The sequence below is a fragment of the Gottfriedia luciferensis genome (assembly GCF_001712755.1).
GTDB lineage: Bacteria > Bacillota > Bacilli > Bacillales > Bacillaceae_G > Gottfriedia > Gottfriedia luciferensis_B.
In genome coordinates this window covers 290,359-306,760 of record NZ_MDKC01000033.1, presented here as the reverse complement: position 1 = coordinate 306,760, position 16,402 = coordinate 290,359, and the positions used below count along the sequence as shown (strand labels likewise).

The window sequence follows — 16,402 nt, the reverse complement described above, 5'->3', positions numbered from 1 at the left end:
GCCTGCCTGTCACGCAGGAGATCGCCGGTTCGATCCCGGTCGGGACCGCCATTTAAGATGGCTCGGTAGCTCAGTCGGTAGAGCAGAGGACTGAAAATCCTCGTGTCGGCGGTTCGATTCCGTCCCGAGCCACCATCTTAAATAAATAAATTAACTAACATTTTAATAAGCCGACTTAGCTCAATTGGTAGAGCACGAATGAATAAGCTTCGTATCGAAACATCAGCGTACTTGTCGAAAAACACCTTGAATTTTCTATATGAGACAAGGACGACTTTATGAAGATTAAGATACCAATACTTAAGCTTGAGTGGTGCAAATTATATAAGTAATAAAAACAAAGTGATATAGATAATAAAATGCCGACTTAGCTCAATTGGTAGAGCAACTGACTTGTAATCAGTAGGTTGGGGGTTCAAGTCCTCTAGTCGGCACTCTTTATGGCGGTCGTGGCGAAGTGGTTAACGCATCGGATTGTGGTTCCGACACTCGTGGGTTCGATTCCCATCGGTCGCCCCATATTTTGCGGGTGTAGTTTAATGGTAAAATAGAAGCCTTCCAAGCTTCGGTCGTGGGTTCGATTCCCATCACCCGCTTTTTATAAAATTTAATGGGCCTATAGCTCAGCTGGTTAGAGCGCACGCCTGATAAGCGTGAGGTCGATGGTTCGAGTCCATTTAGGCCCACCATTAATTTTTATAATTAGTTTTTCCGCAGTAGCTCAGTGGTAGAGCACTCGGCTGTTAACCGAGTGGTCGTAGGTTCGAACCCTACCTGCGGAGCCATATGATAGAGAAGTACCCAAGTGGCTCAAGGGGCGCCCCTGCTAAGGGTGTAGATCGGGTAACCGGTGCGAGGGTTCGAATCCCTTCTTCTCTGCCATATTTTTTTTTGGCCCGTTGGTCAAGCGGTTAAGACACCGCCCTTTCACGGCGGTAACACGGGTTCGAGTCCCGTACGGGTCATATCTAAAGCTCAGTTATTTGTGATAACACAGGTAACTGAGTTTTTTATTTGTCTTTTTTAGGACTTTATTGAAAAATCTTTAATTGAGTATAGCTTTCTTCATTATATTAAAGTGTTCTTCTTTCATTTTAAAATGTACAAGGAATTATCTCTCATAGATGCAATATGTTTGCTGTCACTTTTACAAATAAAGTAATAGAAACAGCATATTGTAGTCATAGCTCTCCATGGTTTCACTATTCCTCTTTTCCGTTAATCTTCATTCGGGCCACATATCCTTATTTTTCAATACTAATATTCTTTTCACTCATTTTAAATCCAAACATCATCAGATGGTCTATTAACTACTATTATCCTTCTTCCATAGAAATTAGAAAGCAAGAAATTGAAAGCAAGCGCAATATCTTAGTGTTAAAATGTGAATAGCTAAAGATGAGGTGATTAAATGAACGGATTAAATAATCAGGTCATGTGGGATGCAGTTGAATCATGCGATGAAAAGTATGATGGAATGTTTATTTATGCAGTTAAGTCCACTGGAATCTGTTGTAAACCTTCGTGTAAGTCAAGAACCCCTTTAAAAGAAAATGTGTCATATTATCCGTCATTTTCTTTGGCAATTAAAGATGGGTACCGTCCATGTAAAAGATGTCGTCCTGATTTACTTCACTCAAATGAGGAGGATATTATTTTATCTGCCAAACATTTTATTGAAAAAGAATATCGAAATAGCTTAACATTGGATCGGTTAGCAATTGAAGTTGGAGTAAGTAAGTTTCATTTGCAAAGATTATTTAAAAAATCCACAGGTTTATCGCCGTTAGAATACGCAACTAGGTTAAGAATGATAGAAGCTTTGAGATTATTACGAGATACTGAGAAAACCATAACTGAAATAGCGCATAATCTTGGTTATAAAGGCTCGGCACATTTTTCAAGCATGTTTCGTCATCATTTTAATTACACTCCAACTACATTCAGAAAGGGGTTAAATAAATGAAGTTAAAAGATGGAATAGCTTTATTGAGCCTAGCTGCATTATGGGGAGCTTCATTTTTATTTATTAGGATAGCTTCACCTGTTTTTGGACCAATTTTAACAATACAGGGAAGAGTTATAATTGCTGCGTTTGCACTGGTACTATATTTGGTTATTACTAAAAAGTCATTACACTTTAAAAAGAGATGGAGACAATATTTAATAATAGGGGCATTAAATGCGGCAATACCATTTACATTAATTGCTACATCAGCATTACATTTGCCAGCTTCAATGTCATCAATTCTAAACTCTTTGACGCCATTATTTACAGCGCTGGTTGTTTTTGTATGGACGAAAGAAAAGTTGAGTATTCGTAAGTTGATTGGAATAATAGTGGGTTTAATAGGAGTGATCTTGTTAGTAGGTTGGAGTTCGATACCGTTTACTTATGATGTTAAAATAGCAATTGGACTAGCAGTTTTGTCGACTATTTCATATGGGATTGCAGGTGTGTATGCTAAGAAAGCTTTTGATAGGGTACCACCACTTTCACTTGCAGCTGGTCAACAAATTGGTGCTGCAATTATACTTTTACCTTTTACATTTCTAAATTTCACTGCATCTACAGAAAAAGTTTCAGGAGTTGCTATATTGGCAGTTCTAGGATTAGCATTATTTTGTACTGCTATAGCCTATTTATTGTACTTTTATCTTATCGAAAGTGTTGGACCTACCAAAACATTAAGTGTTACTTTTCTAATTCCTGTGTTTGGAATAATCTGGGGAGTTCTTATTTTGAAAGAACATATTACATTAGGGATGTTGTTCGGTTTTCTTGTCATCTTATGTGGTGTATTCCTGATTTCGGATATTCGTTTACGAGTAATCACATCAAATAAGCGAATGCAAGTCTAATAAGCTTTTAAATACTAAGACAAAAAAGGATTTTCGTAATAACGAAGATCCTTTTTACTATATTACGATTGTTATTTTAGTGAGCTAAAAATAAGTCCAACCAAAGAGGGTAGCACAACTAGGGAAATTATGATATTGACACAAACCTTAGTAACTTTGAAGTGATCCTTTTCTACATGTATTTCAATAATTTTTGTTGAATTTCCTAAAACGTAAGTAAGTTAATATTTAATGCCACAATTTATTACCGCATAAAGAGTAGATTCGTTTTTAAGTTTATTTTTACTTTTGCATCTGTAATTTGATAGTCGTTTCTAAAAATTTTTCAAAAAAAAATTCTCCCCTTTAGTTCGACATTTTTCTACAATTCTTTTTTAATATAAAGTTTATATGTAATAAAAGTGTAAATTATGTATGAAATTTTATGATAAATCAAAAAATTACAAATTAAGACAAGGGGTTTTGTAAATGCGTTGTATAATTATACGGTGATATTCGTTCGACAAATTCGACATTTTTACGACAAACGCAATAATGACAACGGTTTCATGAATGGTTATTCATTTTCTGGAAAAAGTTTTTGAATTTTTTTTGCATAAAAACAAGGTGAATATATATATTTGTAGAATATTAAGAGATAGAAGAATTTAAGAGATTGTAATGAGGTGAGGATGTTGCTTTTGACACGGCCAACTGAGTTTGATGTGCATTTATTCCATGAGGGAAGTTTATTCCATAGCCATGAATGCTTTGGGGCACATGTTGTAAAAAATGGGAATAAAGTGGGAACTACTTTTACAGTGTGGGCTCCACATGCGAAAGCTGTCTCAGTTGTTGGGGACTTTAATAAGTGGAATGGTTCTGAACATAAAATGGAAAAGTTGAACGATCAAGGGATTTGGACGATATCTATCCCCAATATTGGTCATGGGACGATATACAAATATGAAATTTCAACCAAGCGTGGTGAAGTTTTATTAAAAAGTGATCCTTTTGCTTTCTTTAGTGAGCTAAGACCAAGCACAGCTTCGATCGTTTATGATCTTTCGGGCTATAAATGGAAAGATGCAAAATATCGTAAGCAAAAATTTAAAAAGTCAGTTTATGAAGAACCAGTTTTAATTTATGAGGTACATTTAGGTTCTTGGAAAAAGAAGGAAAACGGTGATTTTTACACTTATGCAGAACTAGCGACAGAACTAATTCCATATGTAAAAGATCATGGTTTTACACATATCGAAATATTACCATTAGTTGAACATCCATATGATCGTTCTTGGGGGTATCAAGGAGTAGGATATTTTTCATCTACTAGTCGATATGGAAATCCTCATGAGCTAATGAGCTTTATTGACGAATGCCACCAAAACGGATTAGGAGTCATTATGGATTGGGTGCCTGGTCATTTTTGTAAGGATTCTCATGGATTATACATGTTTGATGGTGAACCGACATATGAATATGAAGGTTATGATGCCAGAGAAAATGAAGTATGGGGTACAGCGAATTTTGATTTATCAAAACCAGAGGTAAAATCATTTCTTATTTCAAACGCTCTATATTGGATGGAATATTTTCATATTGATGGTTTCCGAGTAGACGCTGTTGCAAATATTTTATATTGGAAAAATAGAAATGAAGAGAATCCTTTTGCAACTCAGTTTTTAAGTAAATTAAATGAAGCGGTATTTGAACATGATCCACAAGTATTAATGATAGCTGAAGATTCTACTGATTGGCCATTAGTTACTGCACCTACATACGAAGGTGGATTAGGTTTTAATTTTAAGTGGAATATGGGTTGGATGAATGATGTTTTGACTTATATGGAGACTCACCCAACACAAAGAAAGCATCATCATAATAAGATGACTTTCTCGTTTTTATATGCCTTCTCAGAAAATTTTGTTTTACCTTTTTCACATGATGAAGTAGTACATGGTAAGAAATCTTTGTTAAATAAAATGCCAGGTACATATGAGGAAAAGTTTGCTCAATTAAGGGTACTATTTGGCTATTATTTATCTCATCCAGGTAAAAAGCTTTTATTTATGGGTAGTGAATTTGGGCAATTTGATGAGTGGAAGGATTTAGAGCAAGTTGATTGGATGATAAAAGATTATGAATATCATTCCAAGATGAACAAATATTTTAAAGAATTATTATCGATTTATAAAAAAAATAAATCACTTTATGAAGTTGATAATCATTGGGATGGATTTTCATGGATTGATGCAAATAATGCAGATCAGAGTGTATTTTCATTTATCCGTAAAGGAAAAAACAAAGAGGATTATGTCATCGTAATCTGTAATTTTAGAGAGATTTCTTATGACACATATCGAATTGGAGTACCTGCAAAGCATCGATATAAAGAATTGCTCTCAAGTGACTATGTACAATTTGGTGGCGATAGTAAAATAAATCGTTCTGCCATTGAATCAGAAGAAATACCATTTCATGGTTTACCATACAGTATTGAAATAGCATTACCTGCCTTTAGTTTTACAATCATTCGTCCAGTCAAAATGCGAAAGGGGATTAGCAGCAATGGTTCAGAAAAAATGCGTAGCAATGTTACTAGCAGGGGGAAAAGGGAGTAGATTGAGTTCTTTAACAAAAGAACTAGCAAAACCAGCCGTAGCTTTTGGAGGTAAATATCGAATAATAGATTTTACTTTAAGTAATTGCACAAATTCAGGTATTGATACTGTTGGGGTGTTAACTCAATATCAACCACTTGTACTAAACTCATATATTGGTATAGGAAGTGCATGGGATTTAGATCGCTTAAATGGTGGGGTAACTGTTTTGCCACCATATTCAGAAGCATCTGGAGTTAAATGGTATACAGGTACTGCAAGTGCAATTTATCAAAATTTAAATTATATAAAGCAATATCAGCCTGAATATGTTTTGATTCTTTCAGGTGATCATATTTATAAGATGGACTATAGTAAAATGCTAGACTATCACATTGAAAAAGAGGCAGATGTATCGATTTCAGTTATCGAAGTTCCGATTGATGAAGCTAGCCGTTTCGGAATTATGAATACAAATGATGAAATGGATATTATTGAATTTGAAGAAAAACCTCAATATCCAAAGAGTAATTTAGCATCAATGGGAATTTATATTTTTAAATGGAATGTTTTAAAAGAGTTTTTAGAGATGGATGATCGTAATCCAGAATCAAGTAATGACTTTGGTAAAGACGTTATTCCGCTTTTATTAGAAGAAAAGAAAAAAGTAGTTGCTTATCCTTTCAAAGGTTATTGGAAAGATGTTGGTACAGTAAAAAGCTTATGGGAAGCAAATATGGATTTGTTAAATGAAGATAGCGAACTAAATATTTATGACCGTGATTGGCGCATATATTCAGTTAATCCAAATCAACCACCACAATACATTGCACCTACAGCAATCGTTGAAGACTCTCTAATTAATGAGGGGTGTGTTGTTGAAGGTTTTATATCACATTCTGTCTTATTCCAAGGTGTAACAATAGGAGAAGGCAGTATGATAAAAGATTCTGTCGTTATGCCAGGTTGCGTTATTGGAAAAGATGTACGAATTGAAAGTGCTGTAGTAGCTCCTGGAATGGTGATTCCTGATGGAAGCCTTTTAGGTCCTGAGAAAGATTATGAAGAGGTAATTCTAGTTACAAGCGAAGAATAAGAGGTGGCTCATTCCTCAAATAGAAAAATAGATTGAGAGGGTTATTTGATGAAACATACTATGCTAGGAATAATTGAGGCGTCAACACATTTTGAATCTTTAAAGCCGTTAACACAGCATCGACCATTAGCAACACTTCCTTATGCAGGTCGATATCGTTTAATCGATTTTATGTTAAGTAATATGGTGAACTCTGGTATTACGAGTGTCGCTGTATTTCCTGATCAACCTTATCGATCAATTATTGATCACTTAGGCTCCGGTAAACATTGGGACTTAAATCGTAAAAAGGATGGACTATTTATTTTTACGCCAGAACCAACTGATGGAGCTTTTGGTACATTCGATTTTATCGAAAAGCATATTCAATTTTTACAACGTTCTACTCAAAAGTATGTAGTAGTAGCAAATACTTATACGATTTGCTCAGTGGATTTTAGACCAGTTTTAAAGAGACATATCGAAACAGATGCACAAATTACTGAGTTAAAGCAGTTCAGTAAATCTTTAAATATCTATATCCTCGAAAAAGAGTTATTGTTAAAGCTTTTTGAAAACTTCCACGAAAAAGGCTATGAAACAATTATGGACGTTGTACGCGATCAAAATAATGAGGTTGAACTAAGTGCGTATGAAATACCTCAACAAGTTTCAATCATTCAAACAATTGAGGATTATTTCGAGCAAAGTATGAAATTATTAAATCCTGAGATATGGAATCAATTATTCTTAAAATCTTATCCTGTCTTTACTAAGGTTAAAGATGAGCCACCAACAAAATATTCAAAAGAAGCAATTGTCAAAAATTCAATTGTAGCTAATGGATGTGAAATTGAGGGAACGGTTGAAAATAGTATTATTTCAAGAGCTGTGAAAATTGGAAAAAATACAATTATTCGAAATTGTGTTGTTATGCAAAAATCAAACATTGGAGATAATTGTATATTAGATGGCGTTATATTAGATAAAGATGTTCGAATAGAAGATGGTGTTGAAATAAAAGGAAGCTTAAGTGAGCCAGTAGTGCTTCAAAAAGGTTCAGTCCAAGGAGCGTTGATTCAGTGGTAAATGTTTTATATATTGTTTCAGAATGTGTACCGTTTGTTAAATCGGGAGGGCTTGCAGATGTTGCAGGCGCTCTCCCTAAGTATTTAAATAAACTAAATACGAATGTAAGAGTAATGCTTCCATTCTACTCGTTAATTCCCGCTAAATATAGAGAAGAAGCTAAGCTAGTAATAGAGCTTTCTATAAATCTAGGCTGGAGAAAACAGTATTGTGGTTTATTTGAATTGAAATTAGAAGGAACAACTTATTATTTTATTGATAACGAGTACTATTTCAATCGAGACAAGTTGTATGGTCATTTTGATGATGGAGAGCGTTTTGCATTCTTTTCTCTAGCTGCAATTGAATGTATTAAAGAATTAGACTTTAAACCTGATGTTATTCACTGTCATGACTGGCATACAGCAATGATCCCATTTTTCATGAAAGAGTATGGCGCATTAAAAGATATTAATCCAAAAATGAAATCTGTATTTACCATTCATAACCTTCAATTCCAAGGCGTATTTTCAAAAGAAGTAATGGACGATATGTTAGGAATCGATGAACAATTTTTTCGCGATGACTATTTGAAATTTTACGATTGTATCAACTTTATGAAAGCTGGAATCATTTCAAGTGATTTCGTAACAACTGTGAGTCCAACATATAAAGAAGAAATTAAGCATGAATTTTTTGGAGAGCAATTAGATGGACTATTACGTGAGCAAGATCACAAACTTTTTGGAATTGTAAACGGAATTGATGAAACCATTTATAATCCAGCTACTGATCGAAAAATTCACTCTAATTACGATGAATTTACAATCGAAAATAAGACTGAAAATAAATTGAAATTGCAGGAGTCACTTGCATTAAAAATGGATGAAAATATTCCTATTATTGCAATGGTTTCCCGATTAACAAGTCAAAAAGGAATTGATCTTATTCAACACGTATTCCCTCAAATTATGGATCATAATGTCCAAGTAGTAATTTTAGGTTCTGGTGATGAAGAATTCGAGAACTTTTTTAAAGCAATGGAGCATAACTACTACGATAAAGTTAGAGCTTACATTGGATTTGATGAACGCTTTGCTCATCAGATTTATGCAGGTGCGGATTTATTCCTTATGCCTTCACTATTTGAGCCATGTGGATTAGGTCAGCTTATTGCGATGAAATACGGGTGTGTTCCAATCGTAAGAGAGACTGGGGGGCTAAATGATACTGTCCAGTCATATAATGAAGAGACGAAGAATGGAAATGGTTTTACCTTTACTAACTTTAATGCTCACGATATGCTTCACACAATAGAACGTGGATTGAGTATTTATGAGAATAAAAAACATTGGAAATCAGTCAGAAGGAATGCAATTAGAAGAGATTCAAGTTGGTTAAAATCTGCTAAAGAATATGCAAAATTATATATGCAGTCTTCAAAGTAAAAATCTTTTAGGGCGAGGTGATTCCATGTTTTCTAGTGTGGAGGAGTTTGAATGGAGTTTTAAAGAGAAACTAGAAAGTATGCATGGAAAGAGTACTGCAGATAGCACTACTCAAGAGCAATTTCAAACACTTGGAACGATGATTCGTGAATATATTAGCGGTAATTGGTTAGGTACAAGTGAACAATACCGCTTAGAGCGAAAAAAACAAGTTTATTATTTATCAATTGAATTCTTATTAGGAAAGCTTTTGAAAAGTAACTTAATTCATCTAGGGCTTAGAGAGTTATGTGAATCTGGCCTTAAGAGATTAGGGATTTCTTTAAGTGCTCTTGAGGAGTTTGAAAGCGATGCTGGTCTTGGAAATGGTGGACTTGGACGGTTAGCATCTTGTTTTCTGGATTCGCTAGCATCACAAGACTTGCCTGGTCATGGATGTGGCATCCGCTACAAACATGGCCTATTTGACCAAAAAATTGTTGATGGATATCAAGTCGAGTTACCTGAACAATGGCTGAAATACGGAAATGTTTGGGAAGTTCGAAGAGATGATGAAGCAATTGAAGTTTTATTCGGTGGAGAAGTAGAATCATTTAATAATAAAAATCGATTGGAATTCCGCCTTCATGGTGCAGAAGCAATCACAGCGGTACCATATGATTTACCGATTATTGGCTATCATACAAACACGGTAAATACATTAAGATTATGGAGTGCTGAAGCGTCTACTCATTCCTCAAATAAATCACTAATGAAATATAAGCGAGAGGCTGAAGCAGTTTCAGAATTCTTATATCCAGATGATACACATGATGAAGGAAAGATTTTACGTCTAAAACAGCAATATTTTTTAGTTTCTGCAAGTATTCAAAGAATAGTAGATTCATATAAGGAGCAGTATGGTAATATTCGTAAGCTCCATGAAGAAATTGCTATTCATGTAAATGATACACATCCAGTTTTAGCGATTCCAGAGTTAATGAGAATTTTAATTGATGTTGAAAAGTTATCCTGGGATGAAGCATGGGAAATTACAACTCAAACGATTTCATATACGAATCATACAACTTTATCGGAAGCACTTGAAAAATGGCGAGTTGATTTATTTAAGCCTTTATTGCCAAGAATTTATATGATTGTAGAAGAAATAAATGAAAGATATTGTAAGCAGCTCTGGAACAAATACCCAGGTGATTGGGATCGAATTGAACAAATGGCTATTATTGCTCATGGAGTCGTTAAAATGGCTCATTTAGCAATTGTAGGCAGTAAGAGCGTTAATGGAGTTGCTGAAATCCACACTGAAATCTTAAAACAAAGAGAAATGAAGCTTTTTTATGAGTATGAACCATTCAAGTTTAATAATAAAACAAATGGTATTACTCATAGAAGATGGTTACTTCAATGTAATCCTGAGCTTAGTAGCTTAATAAATGATTCGATCGGAGACGGTTGGATACACGAACCAACTCAACTTGAGAATCTATTAGAATATCAAAATGACGAAGCATTCTTATCGCAATTTATGAATGTAAAGAAAAAGAGAAAAGAAGTTCTCGAAAATTATGTTCACTATACAAATGGAATTGCATTAGATACAGATTCAATTTTTGATATTCAAGTAAAGCGAATGCATGCATATAAAAGACAATTACTAAATGTTTTACATATCATGTATTTATATAATCGTTTGAAGGAAGATTCACATTTTAAAATGCATCCTAGAACCTTTATTTTTGGAGCAAAAGCATCTCCGGGTTACTATTTTGCTAAGAAGATTATTAAATTAATTCATTCAGTAGCTGATATTGTGAATAATGATCGTTATATAAGTCAATTTATAAAGGTAATTTTTATTGAAAATTACCGAGTTTCATTAGGTGAAATTATTTTTCCAGCAGCGGATGTTAGTGAACAAATTTCGACAGCAAGTAAAGAAGCTTCGGGTACTGGGAATATGAAATTTATGATGAATGGTGCTTTAACGCTTGGTACACTTGACGGTGCTAATATTGAAATTTTAAGAGAAGTTGGCGAGGAGAATATTTTTACATTCGGACTTACTGCTGACGAGGTATTAAATTATTACCAATACGGTGGTTATAAAAGCAGTGATTATTACCATCATGATCTGCGTATAAAAAAGGTATTAGATCAAATGCTTCACGGGTTATTCCCGTTACCAAGAGAAGAGTTTGAACCAATTTTTGATTCGCTCATGTCTTATAATGATGAGTATTTCTTACTTAGAGATTTCTCTTCATATGTAAAAGCGCATGAATGTATCAATCATACGTATCAAAATAAAAGAGATTGGGCTATAAAAAGTCTTAACAATGTTGCGAAATCGGGATTTTTTACGAGTGATCGCACGATTCGTCAATACGCATCTGAAATATGGAATATTCATCAAAGAACTTTACACCATTCTTAACCTCCTCTTAGATTATTAGGAGGTTTTTCATATAATGATGAAAAGCAAGAAAGGAGAGATACGTTGAAATTCCTTTCAGTTGACTATGATAAGGCCTTAGAACTATTACTTTGCATTGAACAGGCATATGTTCAGTTTGATAATGATGGTAAGTTTATGATTCCAGCAAGCTATTCATTAGTAGATACAATTAAAGCATGTGCAATTAGCCAGCTAGAATGGTTTGGCTATATTATTGAAAATGATGAATCCGTAATCATTGTGTTTCGAGGAACGAAATCAGATTTGGATTGGTTAGCTGATTTGAAAATTGATCAAGACTTATTTCCTTATGTGATGAATGGTGGGAGTGTCCATTCGGGGTTTCTATCAATTTATCAATCTTGTCGAGAAATGCTTTTAGCAATTGTAAAGGAAAAGGCTCTTTCAAAAAAAATATTCATAACGGGGCATAGCTTAGGTGGTTCATTGGCCACGTTATTAGGATATGAAATAGCAATGAAAGGAATTTGTAACCCAAATGTCTACTCATTTGGCTCTCCAAAAGTAGGGAATATAAAGTTTAAAGAAAACTACGATGAGAATGTTAGGCATAGTTTAAGATTTGTAAATTTATATGATATGGTCCCTTTAAGCCCACCCTTTAAAGTAGAGGTAAAGCCATTAAACATTTATTTAGAATACGTTCAAGTGAAACATCCAATCACTTTTTCACTAAATAAAGGGTCTATTAAGAATAGTCACCATCTATCGACTTATATAGAAGGCGTTAAGAAGATGCAGTTGGATTATGATTATACTCCAACCTTTACTTACAAATTACGTGAGGCAGAACCGGCAGAAGAAGAAGTAATCTAATAGTACAAAAAAACTAGTCAACATTTCGTTGACTAGTTTTAGTGTGTAGACAAAGTACTAAAATTTGATTTTTAGTCTGAATCTAGTCAACATTTCGTTGACTAGTTTTTTGTATGTAAACAAAAAAACGCTTTTAAAGAAGTCTGAATTAATCATTACCGTCCAGTAGATTTCCAAGGCCACCTAATATACTTCCTTCTTCCTTAGAAGAATTTGGTAAGTATTGACCAATTCGAGAAGCTAATCTTGCTAAAGTTAATGATTGAACCCAAATTGTTCCAGGACCTTGTAATGTAGCGAAGAATAGACCTTCTCCTCCAAAAAGTGCAGTTTTTACATTTCCAACATATTCAATTTCATAATTAACATCACCAGTGAAGCCAACAATACATCCGGTATCGATTTTAATTTTTTCACCCGGTTGAAGAGTTTTTTGGTAAATTGAACCACCAGCATGTAAGAAAGCAAGACCATCACCTTCGAGTTTTTGCATGATGAAGCCTTCGCCACCAAATAGGCCGGTACTTAATTTCTTTCTAAATTCAATCCCAACTGAAGTTCCTTTTGCCGCGGCTAAAAAAGAATCCTTTTGACAAATAATTTTATTTCCATACTCATGTAGATCTAACGGTATGATTGTTCCAGGGTATGGTGCCGAGAAACTGACTGTTTTTAAAGAGCTTGAACGGTTTGTAAAGCTAGTCATAAACAAGCTTTCACCTGTAACAAGTCGCTTACCCGCACCAACTAATTTACCAAATAAACCACCTGATTGCTGCGAACCGTCCCCAAAAATTGTTTCAAGTTCGATACCATCATCCATCATCATCATTGCCCCAGCCTCAGCAACGACTGTTTCCTTTGGATCTAGCTCTACTTGTACAAACTGCATATCATGGCCATGAATTTTATATGTAACTTCATGAGAATTTTTCATTTTTATGCCTCCCTTTAGTTTAACTATACAAATATTGTAATACTAAAATCTAGTTATTTAATAATAAAAAATTTGATAAATTGTTACAGAATCCTCATTTAGTTTGACTAATTAATGACAAATTATACCATTTTTATAGGAAGCTAGGTAGGTCTAAATGTATAAAAGATAAATTATAAGAATTATATAAAAAATTCTTTCAATTAAGGCTAAGTGTCATTGACGCACTTTTTTAGATATGATATATTTAAGTTACTATTAACTGCATATTTATTTGAAGGTAAGAAATTAACGATACATTTGCACTACAAAATTTTTAGTAACGCTCATTTTTCTTTGTCTTGAAAAGAAGTTTTGACCACTTTCAATGTTGTAGCAATCTAAACCGATTGGACAATGACGTTCTTTTTCTTTACCCCTCTTTTATGCACGCATTAATAGTGTATATATGTATTTCTAGGAGGTATTATCGATGGAATTCGGTAAAGTTAAATGGTTTAACAGCGAAAAAGGTTTTGGATTCATCCAAACTGAAAGTGGAAACGATGTATTCGTACACTTCTCTGCAATTCAAGGCGAAGGTTTCAAAACTTTAGAAGAAGGTCAAGAAGTTCAATTCGAAATCATCGAAGGAAACCGTGGACCACAAGCAGCTAACGTAAACAAAAAATAATTTTTGTTATGTTCAAGGCATCCTTTATAGGATGCCTTTTTTATATTAATCTAAAAATCTATTTATTTAGCACGTAGATATTGTAGTTTAAAAAGGTTGCAAATAATGACCAAATACAATAGGGAATGAGTAATACAAATGAAGTTTTTGAATGTTTATATGCGAAGATCGTTAAAGGAACAGCTGTAACAAAGACAAGTCCACAGTCAATTGTAGCCATAAGTAAATCTTTTTGATTGAATTGAAAATAGCTAAACAGTTGGTTAAATACATAATTAATAATAAATATAATATAAAACCATTTTACTTTTTTAAAGGATTTTCCTAAAGAAACGATGATACATACGCTTAAAGAAATGAAAGAATATAAGAATGCCCAAATGATTCCGATTGTTTTTCCTGAAGGAGTATAGCTAGGTTTAATTAGATGACTATACCAATCATAGTCAATCGGAAATAAGATAGAAGAAATAAAAAATAAACAGTATAAAGAGAAAAATAAAATTATTAACTTAATATTCATAAAACCTCCTCAATTAAGTTGTCTTGATTCAGTATATGTAGTTAATTTAAAAATATAAAAAAAACGACCACATTGTAGTAATCGTTTTTTAATGAAATTTTAATTCATTTAGTACTTTTCAATATCTTTCACATCAATTTCTGATAATTCTCCGTTTAAAGCTTGTTCTTCATAGTCATCAAGATCTTGTTCATATTGTTCATGTTTTTTTGTAGGATAGACAGTTCGATTATTTCCGTAAATATCAGTACCGATAAAGTTTTCGAATTCCTCAACATAACCTACATTTTCATAGCTCTCAGTAAATGTGCTTCCATATTCCTCAATATTATTAAATTCAAAATCTGACGGTGTTTGGGAATTTCCATATCTTTCAACATCTTGGAGTGCGTCTTCAGCGTCATACATCATTGAGCGATCTTTAGGATCTCTACTAAATGGAGGGTTTAATACTTCTTCCTCAACAGGACGATCGTATCTTATACTAGAACTTGATATATGCTGATCATGAGTATGTTCGATCATCGCTTTTGCTGTAGGAAGAGCTTGTAACCGTTCAAAAGGTATTTCTTCTCCACTTACTTCACATATACCATATGTTCCATTTTCAATTTTTTGTAACGCTGTATTAACGTCATCAAGTTCGTTTCTTAAATGCTCATGAAGAGATATGTCCTTTTCACGTTCAAATAATTCGGTACCTAAATCACCTGGATGGTTGTCTGCAAGTGAAAGCTCATCAACCGAATCTCTAAGTGAGTATGGTGTAAAAGCTGGATCATTTAGTCTTTCTTCTATATGTTCTTTTTGTTTCAGTAGCTCGTTTTTAAATGTTTGGATTTGTGATTGTGAAAGCATCATGCTCCCCCTTTTCAAGTAAATGAATATGACTATCCATATTTTGTTCAAAAAGGAGGAAAACATGAATTAAGTTTTTTGAGGAATTGTTCTGCCTTAATTAGGAAAAAATATTTCCAATTATTAAGCCTATAACAAGAAGGAATCCCATTATAGTATTTGTTTTTGCTGTTGCTGCCATGGCTGGCATCATTTCCATTGGTTGAGTCTTACCAATAAATCCTTTTGTTGCTTTTATTGCAACAGGAATACTTATTAATGAAATAAGTGCAAAAGGTGTAATTAAATTCATGATAACAAATAAAATAACTAAAGCATATGCTACTGCAAATAATGAACCAATAAAGATAATTGCATTCTTTTTACCTAATAAGATAACAAGTGTTTTACGTCCATTTTCTTTGTCATTATCTAGGTCACGAATATTATTTGCTGTTAAAATTGCTCCAATTGTAATTGAAGTAGGGATAGAAAGTAAGATCACATTTGATGGTAAATTTCCAGCTTGAATATAGTAAGTAATACCAATAATTACAACTCCCATAAAAAAGCCCGCTACTAACTCACCAAATGGAGTGTATGCGATTGGAAGTGGTCCTCCAGTATAAAAATAAGCTGCTGCCATACAAATAAGTCCAATAACTGCTATCCACCAGCTACTTTGAATACAAATATAAATTCCTAATAGAAGAGCGATACCAAAAAAAGTAAAAGCAAGATTTAAAACAGTTGAAGGTTTAATACCATCCCTTACGATTGCTCCACCGATACCGACAGAACCTTCATGATCTAGCCCTCTTTTATAGTCATAATATTCATTAATCATATTTGCAGCGGCTTGGATTAGTAAGCTTGCAATAAGCATTGAAAGAAATAAAAGTAAATGAAATGAGTGAGCTATGTGCGCTAACATTGTTCCAATCGCAACAGGAATGAACGCTGCGGTTAATGTATGTGGTCTTAATAAATTCCACCATGTTCTAAAACCTGTTGAGGAAGTTGGAGATTGAACAGTTGGTTGCATTTTAACATCCTCCTTTTTAATATTATTTGAAAATGTAGGTCATTTTACTTTAAAAAAGTA

The 16,402-nt window shown here is 33.7% G+C and carries 13 protein-coding genes and 8 tRNA genes; 17 read left to right on the top strand and 4 right to left on the bottom strand.

Translation table 11 applies throughout. The features are described from left to right. Positions 1–59: 59 nt before the first annotated feature. From BED47_RS17970 to BED47_RS17895, 16 genes are all read left to right on the top strand, one after another. Positions 60–135 (top strand) — tRNA-Phe (locus BED47_RS17970). A 226-nt stretch (positions 136–361) separates the two neighbouring features. Then, positions 362–434 (top strand) — tRNA-Thr (locus tag BED47_RS17965). Between the two features lie 9 nt (positions 435–443). After that, a tRNA-His gene (locus BED47_RS17960) sits at positions 444–519 on the top strand. A 6-nt stretch (positions 520–525) separates the two neighbouring features. Continuing rightward, positions 526–596: transfer RNA gene (locus BED47_RS17955), tRNA-Gly, on the top strand. 16 nt (positions 597–612) lie between these two features. Beyond that, a tRNA-Ile gene (locus BED47_RS17950) sits at positions 613–689 on the top strand. A 21-nt stretch (positions 690–710) separates the two neighbouring features. Then, positions 711–785, top strand: a tRNA-Asn gene (locus BED47_RS17945). A 6-nt stretch (positions 786–791) separates the two neighbouring features. Continuing rightward, positions 792–882, top strand: a tRNA-Ser gene (locus tag BED47_RS17940). An 11-nt stretch (positions 883–893) separates the two neighbouring features. Continuing rightward, positions 894–965: transfer RNA gene (locus BED47_RS17935), tRNA-Glu, on the top strand. 446 nt (positions 966–1,411) lie between these two features. Beyond that, the gene (locus tag BED47_RS17930) at positions 1,412–1,966 is read left to right on the top strand and encodes a bifunctional transcriptional activator/DNA repair enzyme AdaA (protein ID WP_069034773.1); all 555 of its coding nucleotides are present in this window, start codon (positions 1,412–1,414) and stop codon (positions 1,964–1,966) included. Further along, positions 1,963–2,862 carry a DMT family transporter gene (locus tag BED47_RS17925; RefSeq protein WP_069034772.1) on the top strand — a complete coding sequence of 300 codons (900 nt, stop codon included), beginning with the start codon at positions 1,963–1,965 and terminating at the stop codon, positions 2,860–2,862. The genes BED47_RS17930 and BED47_RS17925 overlap by 4 nt, the downstream gene beginning before the upstream one ends. Positions 2,863–3,533: 671 nt before the next feature. Beyond that, on the top strand, positions 3,534–5,465 hold the full coding sequence (gene glgB / locus BED47_RS17920) for a 1,4-alpha-glucan branching protein GlgB (protein ID WP_139116372.1): 1,932 nt from the start codon (positions 3,534–3,536) through the stop codon (positions 5,463–5,465). Next, positions 5,413–6,540, top strand: coding sequence for a glucose-1-phosphate adenylyltransferase (locus BED47_RS17915; RefSeq protein WP_069034771.1), 1,128 nt, complete (start codon positions 5,413–5,415; stop codon positions 6,538–6,540). Before glgB ends, BED47_RS17915 begins: the two co-directional genes overlap by 53 nt. Positions 6,541–6,588: 48 nt before the next feature. Then, a complete protein-coding gene (locus BED47_RS17910) occupies positions 6,589–7,608 on the top strand; it encodes a sugar phosphate nucleotidyltransferase (protein WP_069034770.1) in 1,020 nt (339 codons plus the stop codon). After that, entirely contained in the window at positions 7,602–9,035 is a 1,434-nt protein-coding gene (gene glgA, locus BED47_RS17905) for a glycogen synthase GlgA (RefSeq protein ID WP_069034769.1), read from the top strand. Before BED47_RS17910 ends, glgA begins: the two co-directional genes overlap by 7 nt. 25 nt (positions 9,036–9,060) lie before the next feature. Continuing rightward, positions 9,061–11,469, top strand: coding sequence for a glycogen/starch/alpha-glucan phosphorylase (locus BED47_RS17900; protein ID WP_069034768.1), 2,409 nt, complete (start codon positions 9,061–9,063; stop codon positions 11,467–11,469). 63 nt (positions 11,470–11,532) lie between these two features. Next, positions 11,533–12,327: a lipase family protein gene (locus tag BED47_RS17895; RefSeq protein WP_069034767.1), complete on the top strand. Its 795-nt coding sequence runs from the start codon at positions 11,533–11,535 to the stop codon at positions 12,325–12,327. A gap of 148 nt (positions 12,328–12,475) precedes the next feature. Here BED47_RS17895 and BED47_RS17890 read toward each other — a convergent pair whose 3' ends face one another. After that, a complete protein-coding gene (locus tag BED47_RS17890) occupies positions 12,476–13,264 on the bottom strand; it encodes a TIGR00266 family protein (RefSeq protein ID WP_069034766.1) in 789 nt (262 codons plus the stop codon). 472 nt (positions 13,265–13,736) lie between these two features. On the opposite strand from BED47_RS17890, the gene BED47_RS17885 reads away from it, so the two are divergent. Next, positions 13,737–13,937, top strand: coding sequence for a cold-shock protein (locus tag BED47_RS17885; RefSeq protein WP_056473269.1), 201 nt, complete (start codon positions 13,737–13,739; stop codon positions 13,935–13,937). 58 nt (positions 13,938–13,995) lie between these two features. Here BED47_RS17885 and BED47_RS17880 read toward each other — a convergent pair whose 3' ends face one another. The 3 genes from BED47_RS17880 to BED47_RS17870 all read right to left on the bottom strand — a co-directional run bounded on the left by BED47_RS17880 (position 13,996) and on the right by BED47_RS17870 (position 16,342). Continuing rightward, a complete protein-coding gene (locus BED47_RS17880) occupies positions 13,996–14,460 on the bottom strand; it encodes a TspO/MBR family protein (protein ID WP_069034765.1) in 465 nt (154 codons plus the stop codon). A gap of 108 nt (positions 14,461–14,568) precedes the next feature. Then, the gene (locus tag BED47_RS17875) at positions 14,569–15,318 is read right to left on the bottom strand and encodes a TraR/DksA C4-type zinc finger protein (protein WP_069034764.1); all 750 of its coding nucleotides are present in this window, start codon (positions 15,316–15,318) and stop codon (positions 14,569–14,571) included. Between the two features lie 100 nt (positions 15,319–15,418). After that, the gene (locus BED47_RS17870; RefSeq protein WP_069034763.1) at positions 15,419–16,342 is read right to left on the bottom strand and encodes a 1,4-dihydroxy-2-naphthoate polyprenyltransferase; all 924 of its coding nucleotides are present in this window, start codon (positions 16,340–16,342) and stop codon (positions 15,419–15,421) included. Positions 16,343–16,402 lie beyond the last annotated feature (60 nt).

Coding starts and splice junctions, on each gene's coding strand:
- BED47_RS17930 (WP_069034773.1), top strand. CDS start 1,412: ATGAACGGATTAAATAATCAGGTCATGTGGGATGCAGTTGAATCATGC.
- BED47_RS17925 (WP_069034772.1), top strand. CDS start 1,963: ATGAAGTTAAAAGATGGAATAGCTTTATTGAGCCTAGCTGCATTATGG.
- glgB (WP_139116372.1), top strand. CDS start 3,534: ATGTTGCTTTTGACACGGCCAACTGAGTTTGATGTGCATTTATTCCAT.
- BED47_RS17915 (WP_069034771.1), top strand. CDS start 5,413: ATGGTTCAGAAAAAATGCGTAGCAATGTTACTAGCAGGGGGAAAAGGG.
- BED47_RS17910 (WP_069034770.1), top strand. CDS start 6,589: ATGAAACATACTATGCTAGGAATAATTGAGGCGTCAACACATTTTGAA.
- BED47_RS17900 (WP_069034768.1), top strand. CDS start 9,061: ATGTTTTCTAGTGTGGAGGAGTTTGAATGGAGTTTTAAAGAGAAACTA.
- BED47_RS17890 (WP_069034766.1), bottom strand. CDS start 13,264: ATGAAAAATTCTCATGAAGTTACATATAAAATTCATGGCCATGATATG.
- BED47_RS17885 (WP_056473269.1), top strand. CDS start 13,737: ATGGAATTCGGTAAAGTTAAATGGTTTAACAGCGAAAAAGGTTTTGGA.
- BED47_RS17880 (WP_069034765.1), bottom strand. CDS start 14,460: ATGAATATTAAGTTAATAATTTTATTTTTCTCTTTATACTGTTTATTT.
- BED47_RS17875 (WP_069034764.1), bottom strand. CDS start 15,318: ATGCTTTCACAATCACAAATCCAAACATTTAAAAACGAGCTACTGAAA.
- BED47_RS17870 (WP_069034763.1), bottom strand. CDS start 16,342: ATGCAACCAACTGTTCAATCTCCAACTTCCTCAACAGGTTTTAGAACA.